The following is a 20,107-nucleotide window of genomic DNA, read 5'->3' on the forward strand; positions in this document are numbered from 1 at the left end:
CGGAACGAGAGCTGGAATAAGCTATAATAAATACTTGAGCATAGATTAGATTTGCTTGGAGGTAACAACGGATGATGCGTAAAAAGCAATCAAGTAATAAAATTCATTCAAATGTCGTCATCCCTTTTTATCGAAGTGGCGATTATTTCTTTCATAAAGGATTGGCTGCATTTCAAGATAAGCGTTTATCCCGTGCAGCGAAGCTATTTGAACGAGCTGTGAAACTAACGGAAACAGAACCGATTTTTAAAATACAATTAGCTGCAGTATTAACAGAGCTTGGTGAATATGAGCGTTCCAATGAGTTGCTTCATCAAATTATAGAGACGAACAACGATGAGCATCCGGTATGTCATTTCTTTATTGCGAACAATGAAGTGTTTCTTGGCCATTTCTTTCAAGCGGAAAAGCATGTTACCCGTTATTTAGCATTGGAACCAGAAGGAGCATTTGTTGACGATGCAAAAGAATTAGCTGAGCTATTTGAAGAGGATCCTCTTGATGAAGAAGAGAAGGAAGAAGAGTCATTAAATAACCATGAGAATGCATGGATCCTCTTAACTGAAGGAAATGTAAGAGAGGCTATTCCACTGCTTAAAAAGGTTCTTGATATACAGCCTGAAAATTGGGCAGCTCAAAACCATTTAGCAGAGGCCTTTTTTCGGACGGGACAAGAACAATTGGCTTTCGATAAATGTGAAGAGATTTTGGAATCCGATCAGGGTAATTTACTGGCACTTTGTAATATAGCCGTATTTCATTATCAACTAGGCTATACAACTAAGGCAAACCAATTTGGAGAGATCTTAAAAAAGATCCAACCAATTCACCATGATTCTAAAATTCGTCTTTTACATGTTCTTTGCCACATTGGTGCGTATGAGGAAGTAGCTGTACGCAAAAAAGATCATACACTGCTAAAAGAGCATTCGCTTTTTCACTGTTTTGCTGTAGCAGACTATCATGTTGGAAATGTTGAGTCAGCAATTGACTTGATGAAAGAAGCGATTAGTAACGGTGATAAAAAAGCGGAAACTTGTATGACGAAAATGGAACGTGGCGAAAGCGACTCTGTTTTCTTCTCAATGATGGAACGTGAGGCAGGCTTGAGCATGTTAGTAGACAATCAGCCAGAGACTCCGCTAGGATAAGAATGAAACGGATAAGATATTCGAAATAGAAAAGACTACAAGAAGAGTGGGTCTTCTTTAGATGAGGCGCATGGATAAGAGAGATGACTGGCGCGTAAGGAGTGTTAAATATGTCAACTGAAACAATTTATGATGTCATTATAGCAGGTGCAGGTCCAGCAGGAATGACAGCTGCTGTTTATACATCACGAGCGAATTTAAAAACCTTAATGCTGGAAAGAGGCATGCCAGGTGGTCAGATGGCCAATACAGAGGAAGTAGAGAACTATCCAGGATTTGACCACATTCTTGGACCTGATTTATCAAATAAAATGTTTGAGCATGCCAAGAAATTCGGTGCAGAATATGGGTATGGAGATATAAAAGAAATCATTGATGAAGGCGATACGAAGAAAATCATTGCTGGTTCAAAAGAATATAGAGCCCGTGCGGTTATCGTGTCAACAGGGGCAGAATACAAGAAGCTAGGTATTCCAGGAGAGCAAGAATTAGGCGGTCGTGGCGTCTCGTATTGTGCAGTTTGTGATGGGGCATTTTTTAAAGAGCGAGAGCTAATTGTTGTTGGTGGTGGAGATTCTGCAGTGGAAGAAGCTGTTTACTTGACGCGCTTTGCATCAAAAGTAACGATTGTGCATCGTCGTGATCAGCTTCGTGCTCAGAAGATATTGCAAGATCGAGCATTTGCCAACGATAAAGTGGAATTTGTTTGGAATAAAGTCGTAACCGAGATTAATGAGAAAGACGGAAAAGTCGGTGGCGTTACCCTTGAAGATACAGAAACAGGAGAGACATCTACTATGAGTGCAGATGGAGTGTTTGTCTATATTGGGATGTTGCCACTTAACGAAAGTGTTAAAAATCTTTCTATTACGAACGAAGAAGGCTATATTGAAACGAATGAGGAAATGGAAACAAAGATTCCTGGCGTATTCGCTGCTGGGGACGTTCGAGAAAAATCACTTCGACAAATTGTAACAGCTACAGGTGATGGGTCTATAGCCGCGCAAAATGTTCAACACTACCTTGAGCATTTAGATGACCAGAAAAAAGTCATTTCAGAATAAAGATATTTTCTTTTAAAGTATCTGTAACCTATTTGAAACAGAGGGGTGCTAAAATAAGAATTGTAATTGACCCCCTTTTTTATTATAGAGTTTTCTTGATGAGCGCGGATGGAATCCGTGCTCTTTTTTTGTCTTTTCAAAGAAGGGAGAATCATTGTCGCTTTTCTCATTTAACTGTATACTATAGAATTAGGAACGTGGGGTGATGAAGTTGCAACGGATAACCAATTGTATTTTAACTTCTAAAGAACAATGCCTTTTGTTGCAAAAGCCAAGTAAAGGCTGGTGGGTCGCTCCAGGTGGGAAAATGGAACCAACAGAGACGATTCAAGAAGCAGCGATTAGAGAATTGAAAGAAGAAACAGGTCTTCTTGTGATGCAGCCAGAACTTCAAGCCGTTACAACAATGGTGATTGTAAATGAAGACGATAGCATTCAGAATGAGTGGATGATGTTTACCTTTAAAGCTGTTGAAGCTTCAGGTCAACTGTTTAAACATTCTCCTGAAGGAAAGTTGCAGTGGCAACCTAATCAAGCATATCAAACCTTGCCAATGGCTGAAGGGGATCGGCTTATATTCGATCATGTCTTTCACGGTGAGGGAATTTTATATAGCACGTTTTATTATGATACATCCCATAATTTATTAAAAGAAAGAAGAAGTTCGGCTTCTACGTAAGGAGGGCTCGACGTTGAAAAGTGCAGATGTAGAGGTTGTCGTTATAACTGGAATGTCTGGTGCAGGGAAAACGGTAGCTGTGCAAAGCTTTGAAGATTTAGGCTATTATTGCGTTGACAACCTTCCTCCAGCACTGTTGCCTAAGTTCATTGATCTAATTGAAGGCGGCGTTGATAAAGTAACAAAAGTGGCTTTAGTGATGGACTTAAGAGGACAATCATTTTTTGATGAATTTTTTCAAGCAATAGATTCACTTCGTGAGGAACCGGCAGAACGGATTCACATTCAAATTTTGTACTTAGATGCCAAAGATGCTAAGCTCGTGCAGCGTTATAAAGAGACAAGGCGGACGCACCCATTAGCTAAGAGTGGATTACCATTAGAAGGAATAAAGAAAGAGCGTGAACTTCTTGAAGAAATGAAGGGAAGAGCACAGCAAATTATTGATACAACTGAATTAAAGCCTGTTCAGCTACGTTCAAAAATTATGGAGCGCTTTTCATCTAATGTCAGTGAGTCATTTACGATTCATTTTGTCTCGTTTGGGTTCAAGTATGGGATTCCAATTGATGCAGATGTTGTGTTTGATGTTCGCTTTTTACCTAATCCGCACTATTTAGATGAACTACGGCCAAAAACCGGTCTTCAATCCGAAGTTTCATCTTACGTATTAAAGTGGAAAGAAACGAAGCAATTTTTAGATAAATTAACGGATTTGTTTGATTTTACGCTTCCACACTATAAACGAGAAGGGAAAAGTCAAGTCGTTATAGGCATAGGGTGTACAGGGGGTCAACATCGTTCCGTAACACTTGCTGAATATTTAGCAGACCATTACAACCCACACTATAATGTATATGCATCCCATCGTGACATCGATAAGAGGAAGGCTAACTCCTTATGAGAAAAAAAGTTGTCGTAATTGGCGGCGGAACAGGGCTATCTGTCATCTTAAAAGGATTAAAGACATACCCTGTGGATATTACAGCCATAGTAACGGTTGCCGATGACGGTGGTAGCTCTGGCATACTAAGAAAAGAATTAGATATTCCTCCTCCAGGAGATGTTCGAAATGTTCTAGTGGCGCTAGCTGAAGTAGAGCCATTAGTGGAAGAGTTATTTCAACATCGATTTGCGAGTGGTGACGGATTAAATGGTCACTCACTTGGAAACTTATTATTGGCAGGCATGACCTCTATAACTGGTGACTTTCAGAAGGGGATTGCCACATTAAGTCGGGTATTAAACGTTCGAGGAAATGTTTTACCTGCAGCGAATAAGAGTATTATTTTACATGCTGAAATGGAAGACGGTACTCATGTAAGTGGTGAATCAAAAATTCCCCTTGCTGAAAAGAAAATTAAGCGTGTTTATTTAACACCAGAGGAAATCTCTCCATTAGCAGAAACGTTACATGCACTAAAAACAGCAGACTTGATTGTTTTAGGTCCTGGTTCTCTTTATACGAGTATTTTGCCGAATTTATTAGTACCAGGAATTGTTGAAGCTATTATGACTTCAAATGCAAAAAGAGCTTATATTTGTAACGTTATGACTCAAGCTGGTGAAACGGATCATTATGCAGTCTCAGATCATGTTCAAGCTATTCTTACCCATTGCCAAAGCCAAATTGTGCAGCATGTGTTAGTCAATCATCAACAGTTGACAGAAACAGCTCTTTCCCGTTACCGCATTGAAAAAGCTGAGCAGGTTGTTATTGACGAACAAAAGTTAAAAGAATTAGGTGTTTCGATTATAAAAGATCAGTTTGTGGTAGAATCAGATTATAAGCTTAGGCACGATGCAAAAAGAGTGTCTGAAGCATTATTAAGTTTATTGGATTTAGAGAAATAAAGAGTAAGAACGCATGTTGGATCCGTTCAGTTAGAAAGGGTGGTCGGCGTGTCTTTTGCAGCAAGCGCCAAAAAGGAGTTAACACAGCTTGACGTGAAGTCCTGTTGTGCTAGAGCTGAACTTTCTGCGTTGATTCGCATGAATGGTTCATTATCGTTAGCAAATCAGCAGGTCAGCCTAGATGTTACAACGGAAAATGCAGCAATTGCAAGAAGGATGTATACATTAATTAAACGATTATACCCTCATATACACATTGAGTTGCTTGTCAGAAAAAAAATGAGGCTAAAGAAAAACAATGTTTACCTTGTACGCATTACAAAAGAAGCGCGAGAGCTTTTAGGGGATTTACACATTCTAAAAGAACCATTTGAATTTATACGTACAATCTCTGCTTCTATTGTGAAAAATGCGTGCTGTAAACGAGCCTATTTAAGAGGGGCGTTTTTGGCAGGGGGGTCCATTAACCATCCAGAGACCTCTTCTTACCATCTTGAAATATTTTCTCTCTATGAGGAGCATAATCAAGCAGTATGTGAATTAATGAACGAATTTTCCTTGTCAGCTAAAACACTTGAGAGGAAAAAAGGGTTTATTACGTATCTAAAGGAAAGCGAGAAAATTACAGAATTCCTTAACATCATTGGAGCACATCAAGCCTTGCTTTATTTTGAAGACGTGCGCATTTTAAAAGATATGAGAAACTCGGTAAATCGACTCGTTAATTGCGAAACAGCAAACTTAAATAAAACGGTTGGTGCTGCCCTTCGCCAGGTCGAAAATATTCGCTTCATTGAAAAAGAAATTGGCTTGGAACAGCTTCCTCCAAAACTACAAGAAATGGCTAAGCTACGAGTGACCCACCAAGATGTAACGTTAAAGGAACTTGGGGAAATGGTTGAAGGTGGTAAAGTAAGCAAATCTGGAGTGAATCATCGTTTAAGAAAAATTGACGAATTTGCAGACAAGCTTAGAAACGGTACGTATAATCAGAAATAATGGTAACTATAAAGTATAAAGGAGAAGGATTATGGCGCAAAAAGAAGTAACAATCGAGTTGAAAACGGGCTTGCAAGCACGTCCTGCGGCACTGTTTGTACAAGAGGCAAATCGTTTTGCAGCAGATGTCTATATTGTAAAAGATCATTCTAAAGTAAATGCAAAAAGCATTATGGGGTTAATGAGCCTTGCTCTTGGAAAAGGAACCGTTATTACCATCATAACGGAGGGGCATGATGAAGACGAAGCGCTAGATGCTCTTGTTGGGTACGTTCAAGACAAGGAGTAATGATTGAACATAGTTTAGAGACTATGTTCTTTTTGAAACCGAAGAAAGTAGTTGATCGTATACAATCAAAAGGGGTTGAGCCTATGCGTGATAATGATATCATTGATTATCGAGAAGAGAAAGAGCCAGATGGAAGAGTTGCAGTTACATTGCTTTATGTCTTGAGTTTTTTTGCACCGATTCTTGCACCACTGCTTATATGGCTTTTGTTAAAAAGAGAATCTGATTTTGTTGACTTTCACGGTAAACAATATTTTAACTTCTTTCTTTCGTACACGATCTATTCCCTTATCGGTAGCATTCTTATATTCGTAGTAATTGGCTTTATCATTTTACCAATTGTATGGTTATTGGGAATTATATTTACCATCGTTGCTGCGGTGAAGAGTTATTACGGTGAATACTATGTGATACCGCTAAGCATTCAATTCTTTAAGCCATAAAAAACCTCAATTATTGCTTAGCAATAATTGAGGTTTTTGTCATTATTTTTTGTTCGTTTCGAATACCTTATCAATCAAACCGTATTCTTTTGCTTGATCTGCCGTCATAAAGTTATCACGATCAGTATCTTTTGCAATTTGCTCGTACGGTTGACCAGTGCGCTCAGCCATGATTTCATTAAGCTTCTGGCGCATTTCAATAATTCTTCTAGCATGGATTTCCATATCGGAAGCTTGACCTTGCATACCGCCTAGTGGTTGGTGAATCATCACTTCACTATTAGGTAGAGCCATTCGCTTTCCTTTTGCACCTGCCGTTAGAAGGAATGCACCCATAGATGCTGCCATTCCTGTACAGATTGTAGATACGTCAGGTTTTATAAACTGCATCGTATCATAAATCGCCATTCCCGCAGTAATGGAGCCACCAGGAGAGTTAATGTAAATCGAAATATCTTTCTCAGGGTCTTCCGCTTGTAGGAAGAGTAATTGTGCCACAATTGAATTTGCTACGTTGTCATCAATAGCGCTCCCAAGCATAATAATTCTGTCTTTCAAAAGGCGAGAATAAATATCGTATGCTCGTTCACCGCGGTTTGTTTGTTCAATTACAGTAGGAATTAAGTTCACGTGTGATTCCTCCTCGTTTTCGTCATAGTATAGTAGTACTTCACTACTCTAAGTCCATTCTAACCTAATGGTCAATTAAGGTCAAATTAATTGTTTGACGTATGTAAAGAGCCGTGGAAACAAAGTATGAGTCTGCTTTCATCATAGCCTAATCTACGCTGTTATAAACCTAAAGAAAAAAGAAGGTCAAAAAGTAAGCGTTTACAATAAAAGAAGACGGAATTTGTGATATGATCAGTATAGGAGGAGATCCGATATGGAGCTAGGTCTTTTTCAAAAACAAACATTAAATTTAGTCATGACACATGAACTGCGTCAAGCCATACATTTATTACAATATTCAACGTTAGATGTTCGCTCTTATCTAGAGGAATTAGCATTAGAAAATCCACTATTAGAGTTGAAGAATACGTATCAAAAAGATAATCATCCTAAATTAAGCAGTAAGACGAGTGATGAAAAGCACCAAGCATTAGAAAATACACCGAATGCAAACGGTACGTTAAAAGAATATGTTAACCAACAACTTGTTGATTTGTCTCTTACACCGTCACAAACGAAGCGACTTGCTTTTTTAATTGAAAGCTTGAACGAAGATGGCTATTTACCAGAATCGACTGTTTTTTATTGTAACTGGTTAGGATGTTCAGAAGAAGATTTGCAAGAAGTGGTTCAAATTCTACAATCGTTAGAGCCTGCAGGAGTAGGAGCCTTTTCATTAGCAGAATGCCTGTACCTTCAAGTAATAAGGCAGCACCTAGATCATCCAGTCACAAGAGCCGTTATACTGAATGACTTAGAGAAAGTAGCAGCAAGAAAATGGAAACAACTAGCGAAAACATATGGTGTTACAATGCTTGACATTCAAGAAATTTATGATGTGATTCGCACGCTTCAACCTCGGCCAGGTGCATCGTTTTATACGAACCCAACCGCCTATATTGAACCTGACGTTCATTTTACGCTATTCAATGGTGAAATCCTTGTCTCTGCTAGTTCAACAATTGTTCCTACTGTTGGAATAAATAACGAATACAAAGAGCTTCTCCAGCTTGATCAGCAGACACGTCGTTATTGCATCGAGAAGGAACAACAGATTGAATGGTTGTTAACGAGTTTAAAACAACGAGAAAAAACAATACTGCAAGTAGCTGAAGTCATTAGTTTTATTCAAGCGCCTTATTTTTTATCAAAGAAAGGGCAGCTTCAACCAATGACTTTACAAATGATCGCCACTGAGCTTGATATTCATGAATCAACTGTAAGTCGAGCAACAGCTAATAAATATGCACAGACTCCGCGTGGCTTACTTGAATTAAAATCATTATTTACGGCACGTGCTTCTGCGGTAAATGACGGAATATCAAATGCATCTGTGAAAGCATTGCTCAAACAAATGATTGAATCAGAGAACAAAGAGAAACCTTTATCTGATCAACAAATTGTGGAGTTGTTAAAAAACAATGAAGGAATTTCGCTTTCAAGAAGAGTAATAGCAAAATATCGTGATGAACTTGGTATCTTATCATCTGTTAAACGAAAGCGATATGACGATCACGAAAGGATTGGCTAATGATAGTAACGTTTTACACAAAAGAGAATTGTCCTCTATGCGAGAAAGGCTATAAAGAGGTAAGCGCTTTTGCTAGGGAAAAGAGGCTTTCCATAAATAAGATTGATATTTATTCAGATGATACGTTATTGGAGAAATTTCAACTAATGATTCCGGTAGTCTATTACCAAAGCCATGAACTAGGCTTTGGTCAGCTAAATGCAGATGAACTGGTAGACCGTTTTAATCAAATAGAAAAAGAAAAATAAGTACTTTAACTTGTTTAATTATCACTTCCTTGTTAAAATAACAGCGTAAGTGATATTTTTTTACCCTTGTCGGGACATAATATGTCACAGGTGGACTAAATGAGTCCCGGTTTTGGAGGTGATTTCATTCGTTCGTTATTAAAATTACAGCAACATTTAGTACCTGATCTCATGCAAACGATGTTAAAACGATATCGTTTCTTGCAATCCATTCGGTTAATGCAGCCGATCGGAAGACGTGGATTAGCGACGAACATGCAGCTGTCAGAGCGAATTGTACGAGGTGAGGTTACCTTCTTGAAAGATCAAGGGCTGATTGACCTTAGCACAGCTGGTATGACGCTAACAACTCACGGAGAAGCGGTTTTTCTTGAATTAGAGGAAGTCGTTTCTGAATTACTCGGTTTAAGTCAGTTAGGAGATCGGTTATCTGCTCATCTTGGCGTAGCGAATGTCATTGTTGTAGCCGGTAACAGTGATGAAGAAGAATGGGTGAAACAAGAGCTTGGTAGAGCCTGTATGAAAGAAATACAAGCTATTGCAAACGCAAACGATGTACTTGCTGTTATGGGCGGGACGACTCTCGCTGCGGTAGCAAACATGGCAGAGCGAAATGAAACCCTTGCTTCTACAATCTTTGTTCCTGCTAGAGGTGGGCTTGGTGAGAAAGTGGAAATACAGGCAAATACCATTAGTGCTGAATTTGCCAGACGAACTGGCGCAGCCTATCGTTTGTTACATGTTCCGGATCAGCTCAGTGAAGATGCATACCACTCTCTTGTATTAGAACCAACCGTAAAGGATATTCTAGAAGTGATAAAATCTTCAGCGGTTGTTATTCACGGTATTGGGGATGCGCAACGAATGGCTACAAGGCGTCATTCAAAAGACTTGTTTATTGAAACGCTTGAGCGGGAAGAAGCGGTAGCAGAAGCTTTTGGTTACTACTTTGATGCTGCTGGCAAAATCATCTACAAACAGCGAACAATAGGTCTTCAGCTGAACGAGTTAGAAGGGAAGCATGTCATATCCGTTGCTGGTGGCAAGTCAAAGGCGAATGCGATACATGCCTTTATGAAGCATCGACCGAGTGATGTTCTTGTTACTGATGAAGCAGCTGCTAGGGAACTTTTGCAACACAAAGCTTGAAAAAAAGGGACTCCCTTTTTCATAAATGACTAGGAGGAAATAAATAATGGCAACTAAAATTGGTATTAATGGTTTTGGACGTATTGGACGTAACGTATTTCGCGCAGCTTTAAACAACCCGAATGTAGAGGTTGTAGCAATTAACGATTTAACAGATGCAAACATGCTTGCACACCTACTTAAATATGACACTGTACATGGTGTTCTTGACGTGCAGGTAGAAGCAAAAGACAACACGCTAGTTGTTGACGGAAAAGAAATTTATGTATCTGCTGAGCGTAACCCTGCTGAAATCGGTTGGGGCGAGCGTGGTGTAGAGGTTGTAGTTGAATCAACTGGCTTCTTTACAAAGCGTGCAGATGCTGCTAAACACATTGAAGCAGGAGCGAAAAAAGTAATTATTTCTGCACCAGCTTCTGATGAAGACATTACTGTTGTAATGGGTGTAAACGAAGATAAGTACGATGCAGCGAACCACCACGTTATTTCAAATGCATCTTGTACAACAAACTGTCTATCTCCATTCGCAAAAGTGTTGAATGATAAGTTCGGTATTCGCCGTGGTTTAATGAACACGGTTCACTCTTATACAAATGATCAGCAAATCTTAGACTTGCCACACAAAGACTACCGTCGTGCTCGTGCAGCAGCTGAGAACATTATTCCAACTTCTACTGGTGCAGCAAAAGCAGTAGCGCTTGTTCTTCCTGAACTTAAAGGGAAATTAAATGGTGCGGCTATGCGTGTTCCTACACCAAACGTATCTTTAGTTGATCTTGTTGCTGAACTTGATACAGAAGTAACAGCTGAAGAAGTAAACGCAGCGCTTAAAGAAGCTGCTGAAGGTGATCTTAAAGGAATCCTTGCTTATTCAGAAGATCCACTTGTGTCTCAAGACTATAATGGTAACCCACATTCTTCTACTATTGATGCATTATCAACAATGGTAATGGAAGGGAACATGGTTAAAGTCATTTCTTGGTACGATAACGAGTCTGGTTACTCTAACCGTGTCGTTGACTTAGTAGACTACATTGCAAGCAAAGGGCTTTAAGTTTAAAATAGACAAGTGAGAGGAGGAAGGCTCGTTGCCTCCCTCCTTTGCGCTGTCTGTAAGATTTACTAGGAGGTTTATCCCATGAATAAAAAAACCCTTCATGATTATGAATTACAGGGAAAAGTCGTTTTTTGTCGCGTTGATTTCAACGTACCAATGAAAGACGGAGCCATTACAGATGAAACAAGAATTAAAGCGGCTATTCCAACGATTCAATACTTAAAAGAGCAAGGGGCAAAAGTTCTTCTTGCGAGTCACCTCGGTCGTCCTAAAGGTGAAGTGGTTGAAGAATTACGTTTAGCGCCAGTGGCAAAACGCTTAGGTGATTTATTAGGACAAGACGTAAAAGCAGTGAAAGAAGCTTACGGCTCAGAAGTAGAGCATGCGGTGGCATCGATGAACGATGGCGATATTACAGTGCTTGAAAATGTCCGTTTTTATCCAGGCGAAGAGAAGAATGATGCAGAACTAGCGAAAGCATTTGCAAGTCTAGCAGACCTTTATGTAAATGATGCATTTGGTGCGGCTCATCGCGCGCATGCTTCTACTGAAGGCATTGCACAATACTTACCATCAGCTGCTGGGTTTTTAGTGGAGAAAGAGCTTGATGTTTTAGGGAAAGCCCTTGAAACACCAGAGCGTCCTTTTACAGCTGTTATTGGTGGAGCAAAAGTGAAAGACAAAATTGGTGTAATTGATCACTTATTAGATAAAGTTGACAACCTAATTATTGGTGGCGGACTTGCTTATACCTTTGTAAAAGCACAAGGTCACGAAGTCGGGAAATCACTATTAGAAGAAGACAAAATTGACTTAGCGAAGCAATTTATGCAGAAAGCAAAAGACAAAGGTGTTCACTTCTACATGCCAGAAGATGTTATCGTTGCCGATGATTTCTCAGATGATGCAAACAAGAAAGAAGTAGCGATTTCTGAGATTCCAGCAGACTGGGAAGCACTCGATATTGGATCAAAAACAGCCAACACATATGCAAATGTGTTAAAAGAATCAAAGCTTGTGATTTGGAACGGGCCAATGGGAGTATTTGAGCTTGATTCATTCGCAAATGGAACAAAAGCCATTGCACATGCTTTAGCTGAAGCAGAAGGCACTTATTCTGTTATTGGTGGTGGAGACTCTGCTGCTGCAGTTGAGAAATTTGGTTTAGCTGAAAAAATGAGCCATATTTCTACTGGCGGAGGTGCAAGCCTAGAGTTTATGGAAGGAAAAGACCTTCCAGGCGTTATTGCTTTAACAGATAAGTAATTTAAAGAAGAGGTGAAAGAACGTATGCGTAAGCCTATTATTGCAGGTAACTGGAAAATGAACAAAACATTAAGCGAAGCAACATCTTTCGCAGAAGCAGTTAAAAACGATATCCCAAGTCAATCAGGTGTGGATACTGTTGTTTGTGCACCTGCACTTTTCTTAGAGCGTCTCGTTGATGCTGCAAAAGGAACAGACTTACGAATTGGTGCACAAACGATGCACTTTGAAGAGAATGGCGCATTTACTGGCGAAATTAGCCCTGTTGCTCTTCAAGATTTAAATGTTTCTTATGTCATTATCGGTCATTCAGAGCGTCGCGAGATGTTTGCGGAAACGGATGAAACGGTTAATAAAAAAGTTCACGCTGCATTCGCTCACAATTTAGTACCAATTATGTGCTGTGGGGAAACGGATGAAGAGCGCGAATCTGGAAAAATGGAAGCTGTCGTTAAAGAGCAAGTTGAAAAAGGTCTTGCGGGATTAAGCGAAGAGCAAGTGAAGCAGACTGTTATCGCTTATGAGCCTATTTGGGCGATTGGCACTGGCAAGTCTGCAACGGAAAAAGATGCAAATGCAGCATGTGCATTTGTACGAAAAGTTGTGGCAGAGGCGTTTTCTCCAGAAGCTGCTGATGCGGTTCGAATTCAGTACGGTGGAAGTGTAAAACCAGCAAACATTAAAGACTATATGGCGCAAAGCGATATTGATGGTGCCCTTGTTGGTGGAGCAAGTCTTGAAGCAGATTCATTTAAAGAATTAGCTGGTGCTGCAAAATGAGTAAACAGCCAGTTGCGCTAATTATTCTCGATGGCTTTGGTCTACGAGATGAGGCAAAAGGCAATGCCGTTGCGCATGCAAACAAACCTAACTTTGACCGCTATTGGAGCGAATACCCTCATGCTACATTACGTGCAGATGGAGAATACGTTGGTTTACCCGAAGGTCAGATGGGTAATTCGGAAGTGGGTCACCTAAACATTGGTGCAGGACGAGTCGTTTATCAAAGTCTAACGCGGGTAAACTTGTCGATTCGCACAGGAGAGTTCTTTGAAAATGAGACATTTCAACAGGCAATGGATCATGTAAATGAAAAGGATTCTGCGTTACACATTTATGGGTTACTATCTGATGGTGGAATTCACAGTCATATTGAGCACATTTATGCAGTACTTGACCTAGCAAAACAAAAAGGTGTGAAACGAGTCTATGTACACGGCTTTCTTGATGGAAGAGACGTAGGCCCGACATCAGCCGAAGTGTATTTACAAGGGTTACAAGCAAAACTTGACGAACTTGGTACTGGCCAGTTGGCGTCTGTGCACGGACGTTACTATGCAATGGATCGAGATAAACGTTGGGATCGAGTGGAAAAATCGTACCGAGCAATGGTATATGGAGAAGGTCCAACATACAAATCAGGAATTGAAGTAGTTGAAGACAGCTATAAAAATGATATTCATGATGAGTTTGTTATTCCTTCTGTCATTACGAACGAAGATGGTTCACCTGTTGCAACTGTGAAGGACAACGATGCTGTTATTTTCTGTAATTTCCGTCCTGACCGTGCAATTCAATTATCACAAGTGTTCACGAACGAAGATTTCCGAGGATTTGATCGTGGATCAGAACATCCACATCAATTGCATTTTGTTTGTTTAACGAAATTTAGTGAAACAGTGGACGGGTATGTTGCATTCAAGCCGACAAACTTAGACAATACCTTAGGGGAAGTGTTGGCCCAGCAACAATATAAGCAGCTCCGTATTGCGGAGACAGAAAAGTACCCACATGTTACGTTCTTCTTTAGTGGAGGAAGAGAACAGCCGTTTGAGGGAGAAGAGCGAATCCTTATTGATTCTCCTAAAGTTGCCACGTACGATTTAAAACCAGAAATGAGTGCGTACGAAGTAACGAAAGCATTGGTAGCAGATATTGAAGCGGACAAGCATGACGTGATTATCTTAAACTTTGCTAATCCTGATATGGTCGGTCACTCTGGTAAATTAGAGCCAACGGTAAAGGCAATTGAAGCGGTTGATGAGTGTTTAGGACGAGTCGTTGAAGCCCTTCATCAAAAAGGCGGAAAAGCTATCATTACTGCTGATCACGGTAATGCTGATGAAGTGATTACGCTTGAAGGCAATCCAATGACAGCTCATACAACAAACAAAGTTCCGGTTATCGTGACGGATAAGCATGCAACGTTACGAGAAGATGGGATTTTAGCTGATCTTGCACCAACGGTTCTTGATTTACTAGGGGCTACAAAGCCAAAAGAAATGACAGGAACAACACTAAGAAAATAAACTATTATTAATAGGAGTGACTTTTAACATGACAATTATCTCTGATATTTATGCACGCGAAGTACTAGATTCTCGCGGTAACCCAACAGTAGAAGTAGAAGTACATCTTGAATCAGGCGTTATGGGACGCGCGCTAGTTCCAAGTGGCGCATCAACTGGGGAATACGAAGCTGTTGAATTACGTGACGGTGGCGAGCGTTACATGGGCAAAGGTGTAGAGAAAGCTGTAGCAAACGTAAACGAAACCATTGCACCAGAATTAATTGGTGAAAACGTTCTTGACCAAATTGGCATTGATCGCTTGATGATTGAGCTTGATGGAACAGAAAACAAAGGTAATCTAGGCGCAAACGCAATTCTTGGCGTATCTATGGCTTGTGCGCATGCTGCGGCTGAAGCACTTGACCTTCCACTATATGTTTACCTTGGCGGATTCAATGCGAAACAACTTCCGGTACCAATGATGAACATTATTAACGGTGGTGAGCACGCTGATAACAACGTTGATATTCAAGAATTTATGGTTATGCCAGTAGGTGCTGAAAGCTTTAAAGAAGCATTACGTATGGGCGCAGAGATTTTCCATAACCTAAAATCTGTTCTTAAGTCTAAAGGCTACAACACTGCTGTAGGTGACGAAGGCGGATTTGCACCAAACCTTTCTTCAAACGAAGAAGCTTTATCAACAATTATTGAAGCTATTGAAAAAGCAGGTTACAAGCCTGGAGAGCAAGTACAATTGGCAATGGACGTTGCTTCTTCTGAGTTGTTCAACAAAGAAGATGGCAAATACCACTTATCTGGTGAAGGAAAAGTTCTTTCTTCAGCAGAAATGGTTGATTTCTACGCTGAGCTTTGTGAAAAATACCCAATCATCTCGATTGAAGATGGCTTAGATGAAAACGATTGGGATGGCCACAAACTTCTTACAGAGCGCCTTGGTGATAAAGTACAACTTGTCGGAGATGACTTGTTTGTAACAAACACGAAGAAGCTTGCTGAAGGAATTGAAAAAGGAATTAGTAACTCAATTCTTATCAAAGTAAACCAAATTGGTACACTTACAGAAACATTTGATGCGATTGAAATGGCGAAACGTGCTGGTTACACTGCTGTTATCTCTCACCGTTCTGGTGAAACAGAAGATGCGACAATTGCGGACATTGCTGTTGCAACAAACGCAGGTCAAATCAAAACAGGTGCACCTTCACGTACAGACCGTGTTGCGAAGTACAATCAACTTCTTCGCATCGAAGACGAGCTTGCTGATTTAGCACAGTACAATGGTCTTAAGTCTTTCTATAACTTAAGCAAGTAAGAGTTTTGTTCTTATGAACCTCTTGGCTCCCTAAATGGAGTTAAGAGGTTTTTTTGCGTCTGCAAAAGTAGTCACACACTTGAATGGTGGAATCCTCACAATCATTGGAATTACTCTCATTCATAGGATATAGGAGTAAAAATTGATTTCGTTCGTAATGTGTCTCGCTTTTTCTTCCTTCTAGCTCACGTTATAATAAAGAGAAGAAGCTGAACCATATAGGAGAAGAAAAATGAAATTAATTATTGGCGTAACAGGGGCGACAGGGGCACCAATTGCAATTAGATTACTTGAGACATTAAAAGAATTAAAAATCGAAACGCATCTCGTTCTGTCCAAATGGGCAGCAGTGACTATTTCTCAAGAGACATCCTATAGTGTTCAGGATGTGAAAGCGTTAGCTGATTATACCTATAGTAGTGAAGATCAAGCAGCGGCGATATCGAGTGGCTCTAAGCGAATGGATGGAATGATGATTGTACCTTGTTCTATGAAAACGTTGGCAGCTATACGAGTAGGACTAGCAGACAATCTTGTTGCTAGAGCAGCAGATGTGATGTTAAAGGAACGAAAACCGTTACTATTAATGACGAGAGAAACACCATTCAATACGATCCACTTAGAAAATATGACAGAACTTTCAAGGATGGGTGTAACCATTTTTCCACCAATGCCTGCTTTTTACAACCAACCGAAGTCCATTGATGACATCATTGACCATCTTGTTTACCGTGCTCTTGATCAATTTGGAATTGATCATCAATGGAACAAACGCTGGGAGGGCTTGAATGGTGAATAAATCTTTACCTAAACAGGTGCAAGCGTTCTTGAATGGGCAAGATTTTGATCAAAAAAAAGAACTGGCGATGTACTTTGTGACAGTAGATGATGAAGGTTTTCCTTATAAAGCGATGATAAGTGTTGGTGAAGTAATCGCTTTGGATGAGACCACTCTCCGCATTGCACTTTGGGAGCATTCTAAATCGGCATCGTTTACAAAACAAGCAAAAAAAGCAACACTCTTTCTTGTTTTGCCGCCAACTGCGTACGACCTTCAGTTGACCGTAACGTATGTGAGAACTGAAGCAGGACAGGTGATTTTTGAAGGCGCACTTAAACAGGTAAAGGTCGATGAAGCGCCTTATGCAACGATTGTATCAAGTGTACAATGTCGCTTTAAAGAGGAACAGCAAACAGTACAACAGTGGTCTATGAAGCATAAGCTATTGAAAAAATGACCCCTTGTCTACACCTATCCACTATGTTAAGATAGAAACACTGAATGTGTTTACGGAGGTGTAGGGATGCAACTGTTTTTAATGATTGCGTTAATTATTGTATCTGTTTTACTTGTAACGGTCGTTTTATTACAACCAGGTCGTAGTTCTGGTTTAGCCGGCGCAATATCTGGTGGAGCAGAGCAGTTACTCGGAAAACAGAAAGCGCGGGGTCTTGAGGCGGTTTTGCATCGAGCGACTATTGTGCTAGCTGTATTGTTTTTCATATTAACAGCAGCAAATGCGTATTTCCTATAAGTAGTACGAAACGTCTGGACATGATTCATTCCAGACGTTTTTTGTGTTTGAAAAAGGGCAAAAAGAGGAAAACTGGGCATGAAGAGGTGATCGTTACGTGCGGCTTAGTATTTTAGATCAAGTCCCTTTATCAATTGGAACTACAGCGGAAAAAACGGCAAGTCAAACGATTAATCTAGTAGAGCTGGCGGAGGCATTAGGTTATGAACGTTACTGGTTTGCAGAGCATCATGGTACAAAGGGGATGGTCTCAAGCTCTCCAGAAATATGGATGGCAGCAGCTGCTGCACGAACGTCACACATTCGAATAGGATCGGGTGGTGTGTTACTGCCTCAATATAGCTCCTACAAAGTGGCGAGTTTATTTAATCAACTCGAAGTGATGTTTCCTAATCGAATTGATGGGGGAATGGGGCGCTCTCCAGGCGGGAATGAGCGGATTCGAGAGGCACTTGCGAATGGAAAAGAGAGTGAAATACATCGCTTTTGGGATAAAGTAGATGAAGTGATTGAGTGGACGACAAATCGGAATTATCGAGGTATGACAGCATCGCCGTTACCTCTTACAAGTCCTTCTCTTTATATATTGGGATTAGGGGAAAGAAGCGCACAAATTGCTGGAGAGAAGCATCTAGGGTTTGTTCATGGTTATTTCATTCAGCCTAATCGCGTAAAAGAAGCGCATCGAGCATATCGACGTGTAGCGAAAGACAACGAGAATGCTTTAACAGCGGTCTTTGTCATTTGTGGCGAGGATAATGAGCATGCCCAGCTCCTTGCAGAGCAACAAGATTTGTGGTTGTTGCAAACGGAGAAGGGGATCGACAGTCGAATTCCAGTTAACTTGGAAAGGGCTTTGACCGTTCGAGAAAAAGAAACCATTCAGCAAAACCGTTCGCGTATGATTATTGGATCGAAAGAAACGGTTCAATCTAAATTAGAGCAAATGGCGGAACTGACACAAACGGATTAATTTCTTGTGCTAACGAATATCTATAATTATCAAGAAAAACGAAAATCCTTTGAACGCTTAGCTACGATAATGTCATCTTAATGAAAGAGGCGATGGATTTGATTGGCTGTTTATGTATTCATGGTTTCACTGGTGACCCTTGGGAAGTAGAGCCGATTTGTCAGGAGTTACAAAAGTTAGATGGATGGCTTGTTTACAGCCCTGTGCTTCCAGGTCACGGCAAAGAATTAAGTGCTCTTAAAGGTGCAACTTATGAAGAATGGGTTTACACGGTAGAAGTAGCCTTTGAAGAATTACAGAAGCGCTGTACTGACGTTTATGTCATTGGTTTTTCTATGGGGGGAATGCTTGCGACCTACATTGCTGCACGGTACTCAGTGAAAAAATTAGTTCTGTTAAATGCTGCAGCCTACTATTTTAACCCGAAACAGTTTTTAAAAGATATGATTGCGGCAGTACGCTATCACTTTACAGGAAATCAAGAAGAGGACCAGCTCATCGATCTTTACGAGAAAAAGTTTAGAGAAACTCCTTTTGCTGCTTTAGCCCAATTTTTACAACTTGTGCAAAAAACAAAGCCTTATGCGAGTAAAATTCGTGTACCTACGTTAATTATTCAAGGAGAAATGGATGGGCTTGTTCCGATGAAATCAGCCTACCACCTTTATGATATTATAGAGTCGGATGAGAAAGAATTAATTGCCATGAAGCGGTCAAGACATATGATCTTTCACGGTTATGAAGCAGAAGAAGTCATTAATCAAATTAAAGACTTTCTATTGGAAAGTAGTCAAGAGAGGAAGAAAACAACATGAAGATTGTTGCACCGAAACCATTTACTTTTAAAGGAGGAAAGCGAGCTGTTTTGCTGTTGCATGGCTTTACAGGTACGACGGCTGATGTGCGGATGCTTGGCCGTTTTTTGCAAAATGAAGGCTATACGTGCCATGCGCCACTCTACCGAGGCCACGGCGTTCCTCCTGAAGAGCTTGTCCAATATAGTCCAGCAGATTGGTGGGAGGATGTTGAAGCCGCATATGAGCATCTCCAAACTGAAGGCTACGACGAAATTGCGGTTTGCGGGCTATCCTTAGGTGGCGTATTTACATTAAAACTGGGTTACTCTAAACCTGTAAAAGGAATTGTTTCGATGTGCGCACCTGTTCGACCAAGAACAGAAGAAGCGATTAAAGAAGGGTTTCTAAAATACGCCAAAGAATATAAACAATTAGAGAAAAAGCCGGAAGAAGAAATCGATAAAGACCTTCTTGCCCTAAAGGAGACGTCCATGAATACGTTGTATCAATTACGTGGATTGATGGACGACGTACGAAAAGAGTTAGATCTCATTTATTCTCCAGCTTTTATTGTACAAGCAAGGCACGATGAGATGATCGATATTGAAAGTGCAAACATGATTTACGAAGAAATTGAAACAGACGACAAAGAATTAAAATGGTATGAAGAGTCTACTCATGTCATCACATTAGGTGATGAAAAAGAAACACTTCACCAAGATATTCTGTCGTTTTTAAATGAATTAGAATGGTCAAACTAATACTAGAACGAA

General features: G+C 40.2%; 21 protein-coding genes and 2 pseudogenes. 22 read left to right on the forward strand and 1 reads right to left on the reverse strand.

Annotated elements, in window-relative coordinates; translation table 11 throughout:
- The first annotated feature begins 71 nt into the window (after window positions 1-71).
- The 8 genes from BK583_RS05555 to BK583_RS05590 all read left to right on the forward strand — a co-directional run bounded on the left by BK583_RS05555 (window position 72) and on the right by BK583_RS05590 (window position 6,479).
- Complete coding sequence (locus BK583_RS05555) at window positions 72-1,151, forward strand: tetratricopeptide repeat protein (RefSeq protein ID WP_055737524.1); 1,080 nt, start codon at window positions 72-74, stop codon at window positions 1,149-1,151.
- Window positions 1,152-1,261: 110 nt separating this feature from the next.
- A complete protein-coding gene (gene trxB, locus BK583_RS05560; protein WP_035394612.1) occupies window positions 1,262-2,215 on the forward strand; it encodes a thioredoxin-disulfide reductase in 954 nt (317 codons plus the stop codon).
- A gap of 205 nt (window positions 2,216-2,420) precedes the next feature.
- A complete protein-coding gene (locus tag BK583_RS05565; RefSeq protein WP_307188696.1) occupies window positions 2,421-2,894 on the forward strand; it encodes an NUDIX hydrolase in 474 nt (157 codons plus the stop codon).
- Between the two features lie 13 nt (window positions 2,895-2,907).
- A complete protein-coding gene (gene rapZ, locus BK583_RS05570) occupies window positions 2,908-3,798 on the forward strand; it encodes an RNase adapter RapZ (RefSeq protein WP_095150596.1) in 891 nt (296 codons plus the stop codon).
- On the forward strand, window positions 3,795-4,748 hold the full coding sequence (locus BK583_RS05575) for a gluconeogenesis factor YvcK family protein (protein ID WP_055737523.1): 954 nt from the start codon (window positions 3,795-3,797) through the stop codon (window positions 4,746-4,748). Before rapZ ends, BK583_RS05575 begins: the two co-directional genes overlap by 4 nt.
- A 48-nt stretch (window positions 4,749-4,796) precedes the next feature.
- Window positions 4,797-5,747 (forward strand): DNA-binding protein WhiA, encoded by a 951-nt coding sequence (gene whiA / locus BK583_RS05580; RefSeq protein WP_055737522.1) that lies wholly within the window; start codon window positions 4,797-4,799, stop codon window positions 5,745-5,747.
- A 31-nt stretch (window positions 5,748-5,778) separates the two neighbouring features.
- Window positions 5,779-6,036 (forward strand): HPr family phosphocarrier protein, encoded by a 258-nt coding sequence (locus tag BK583_RS05585; protein ID WP_038482583.1) that lies wholly within the window; start codon window positions 5,779-5,781, stop codon window positions 6,034-6,036.
- Complete coding sequence (locus BK583_RS05590; protein ID WP_307188695.1) at window positions 6,036-6,479, forward strand: DUF4870 domain-containing protein; 444 nt, start codon at window positions 6,036-6,038, stop codon at window positions 6,477-6,479. The genes BK583_RS05585 and BK583_RS05590 overlap by 1 nt, the downstream gene beginning before the upstream one ends.
- A 42-nt stretch (window positions 6,480-6,521) precedes the next feature.
- On the opposite strand, the pseudogene clpP reads toward BK583_RS05590, so the two are convergent.
- Window positions 6,522-7,115 (reverse strand): annotated as a pseudogene (clpP, locus tag BK583_RS05595) (ATP-dependent Clp endopeptidase proteolytic subunit ClpP); the annotation flags it as partial.
- A 250-nt stretch (window positions 7,116-7,365) separates the two neighbouring features.
- Here clpP and rpoN point away from each other — a divergent pair.
- The 14 genes and pseudogenes from rpoN (at window position 7,366) to BK583_RS05665 (ending at window position 20,095) form a co-directional block, all read left to right on the forward strand.
- Complete coding sequence (gene rpoN, locus BK583_RS05600; protein WP_055737521.1) at window positions 7,366-8,682, forward strand: RNA polymerase factor sigma-54; 1,317 nt, start codon at window positions 7,366-7,368, stop codon at window positions 8,680-8,682.
- Window positions 8,682-8,930 (forward strand): glutaredoxin family protein, encoded by a 249-nt coding sequence (locus BK583_RS05605; protein ID WP_055737520.1) that lies wholly within the window; start codon window positions 8,682-8,684, stop codon window positions 8,928-8,930. Before rpoN ends, BK583_RS05605 begins: the two co-directional genes overlap by 1 nt.
- A gap of 99 nt (window positions 8,931-9,029) precedes the next feature.
- Window positions 9,030-10,079, forward strand: coding sequence for a sugar-binding transcriptional regulator (locus BK583_RS05610; protein ID WP_307188694.1), 1,050 nt, complete (start codon window positions 9,030-9,032; stop codon window positions 10,077-10,079).
- A 46-nt stretch (window positions 10,080-10,125) separates the two neighbouring features.
- Window positions 10,126-11,133 carry a type I glyceraldehyde-3-phosphate dehydrogenase gene (gene gap / locus BK583_RS05615; RefSeq protein WP_035394596.1) on the forward strand — a complete coding sequence of 336 codons (1,008 nt, stop codon included), beginning with the start codon at window positions 10,126-10,128 and terminating at the stop codon, window positions 11,131-11,133.
- A gap of 84 nt (window positions 11,134-11,217) precedes the next feature.
- On the forward strand, window positions 11,218-12,402 hold the full coding sequence (locus BK583_RS05620) for a phosphoglycerate kinase (RefSeq protein ID WP_055737519.1): 1,185 nt from the start codon (window positions 11,218-11,220) through the stop codon (window positions 12,400-12,402).
- Window positions 12,403-12,426: 24 nt separating this feature from the next.
- On the forward strand, window positions 12,427-13,182 hold the full coding sequence (gene tpiA / locus BK583_RS05625) for a triose-phosphate isomerase (protein WP_055737518.1): 756 nt from the start codon (window positions 12,427-12,429) through the stop codon (window positions 13,180-13,182).
- Window positions 13,179-14,711 carry a 2,3-bisphosphoglycerate-independent phosphoglycerate mutase gene (gpmI, locus tag BK583_RS05630; protein ID WP_055737517.1) on the forward strand — a complete coding sequence of 511 codons (1,533 nt, stop codon included), beginning with the start codon at window positions 13,179-13,181 and terminating at the stop codon, window positions 14,709-14,711. The genes tpiA and gpmI overlap by 4 nt, the downstream gene beginning before the upstream one ends.
- 28 nt (window positions 14,712-14,739) lie before the next feature.
- Window positions 14,740-16,029 (forward strand): phosphopyruvate hydratase, encoded by a 1,290-nt coding sequence (gene eno, locus BK583_RS05635; RefSeq protein ID WP_038482562.1) that lies wholly within the window; start codon window positions 14,740-14,742, stop codon window positions 16,027-16,029.
- A 214-nt stretch (window positions 16,030-16,243) separates the two neighbouring features.
- A pseudogene (locus BK583_RS05640) lies at window positions 16,244-16,828 on the forward strand (UbiX family flavin prenyltransferase); the annotation flags it as partial.
- Window positions 16,818-17,267 carry a hypothetical protein gene (locus tag BK583_RS05645; RefSeq protein ID WP_055737515.1) on the forward strand — a complete coding sequence of 150 codons (450 nt, stop codon included), beginning with the start codon at window positions 16,818-16,820 and terminating at the stop codon, window positions 17,265-17,267. The pseudogene BK583_RS05640 and the gene BK583_RS05645, both read left to right, overlap by 11 nt.
- A gap of 66 nt (window positions 17,268-17,333) precedes the next feature.
- Window positions 17,334-17,564 carry a preprotein translocase subunit SecG gene (gene secG / locus BK583_RS05650; RefSeq protein WP_035394589.1) on the forward strand — a complete coding sequence of 77 codons (231 nt, stop codon included), beginning with the start codon at window positions 17,334-17,336 and terminating at the stop codon, window positions 17,562-17,564.
- A gap of 97 nt (window positions 17,565-17,661) precedes the next feature.
- A complete protein-coding gene (locus BK583_RS05655) occupies window positions 17,662-18,537 on the forward strand; it encodes an MsnO8 family LLM class oxidoreductase (protein WP_055737514.1) in 876 nt (291 codons plus the stop codon).
- 98 nt (window positions 18,538-18,635) lie between these two features.
- A complete protein-coding gene (locus BK583_RS05660; RefSeq protein WP_038482547.1) occupies window positions 18,636-19,352 on the forward strand; it encodes an alpha/beta hydrolase in 717 nt (238 codons plus the stop codon).
- Complete coding sequence (locus tag BK583_RS05665; RefSeq protein WP_055737513.1) at window positions 19,349-20,095, forward strand: alpha/beta hydrolase; 747 nt, start codon at window positions 19,349-19,351, stop codon at window positions 20,093-20,095. The genes BK583_RS05660 and BK583_RS05665 overlap by 4 nt, the downstream gene beginning before the upstream one ends.
- Window positions 20,096-20,107 lie beyond the last annotated feature (12 nt).

This window comes from Shouchella oshimensis (genome assembly GCF_002019765.1).
Classification (GTDB): domain Bacteria; phylum Bacillota; class Bacilli; order Bacillales; family Bacillaceae_D; genus Shouchella; species Shouchella oshimensis.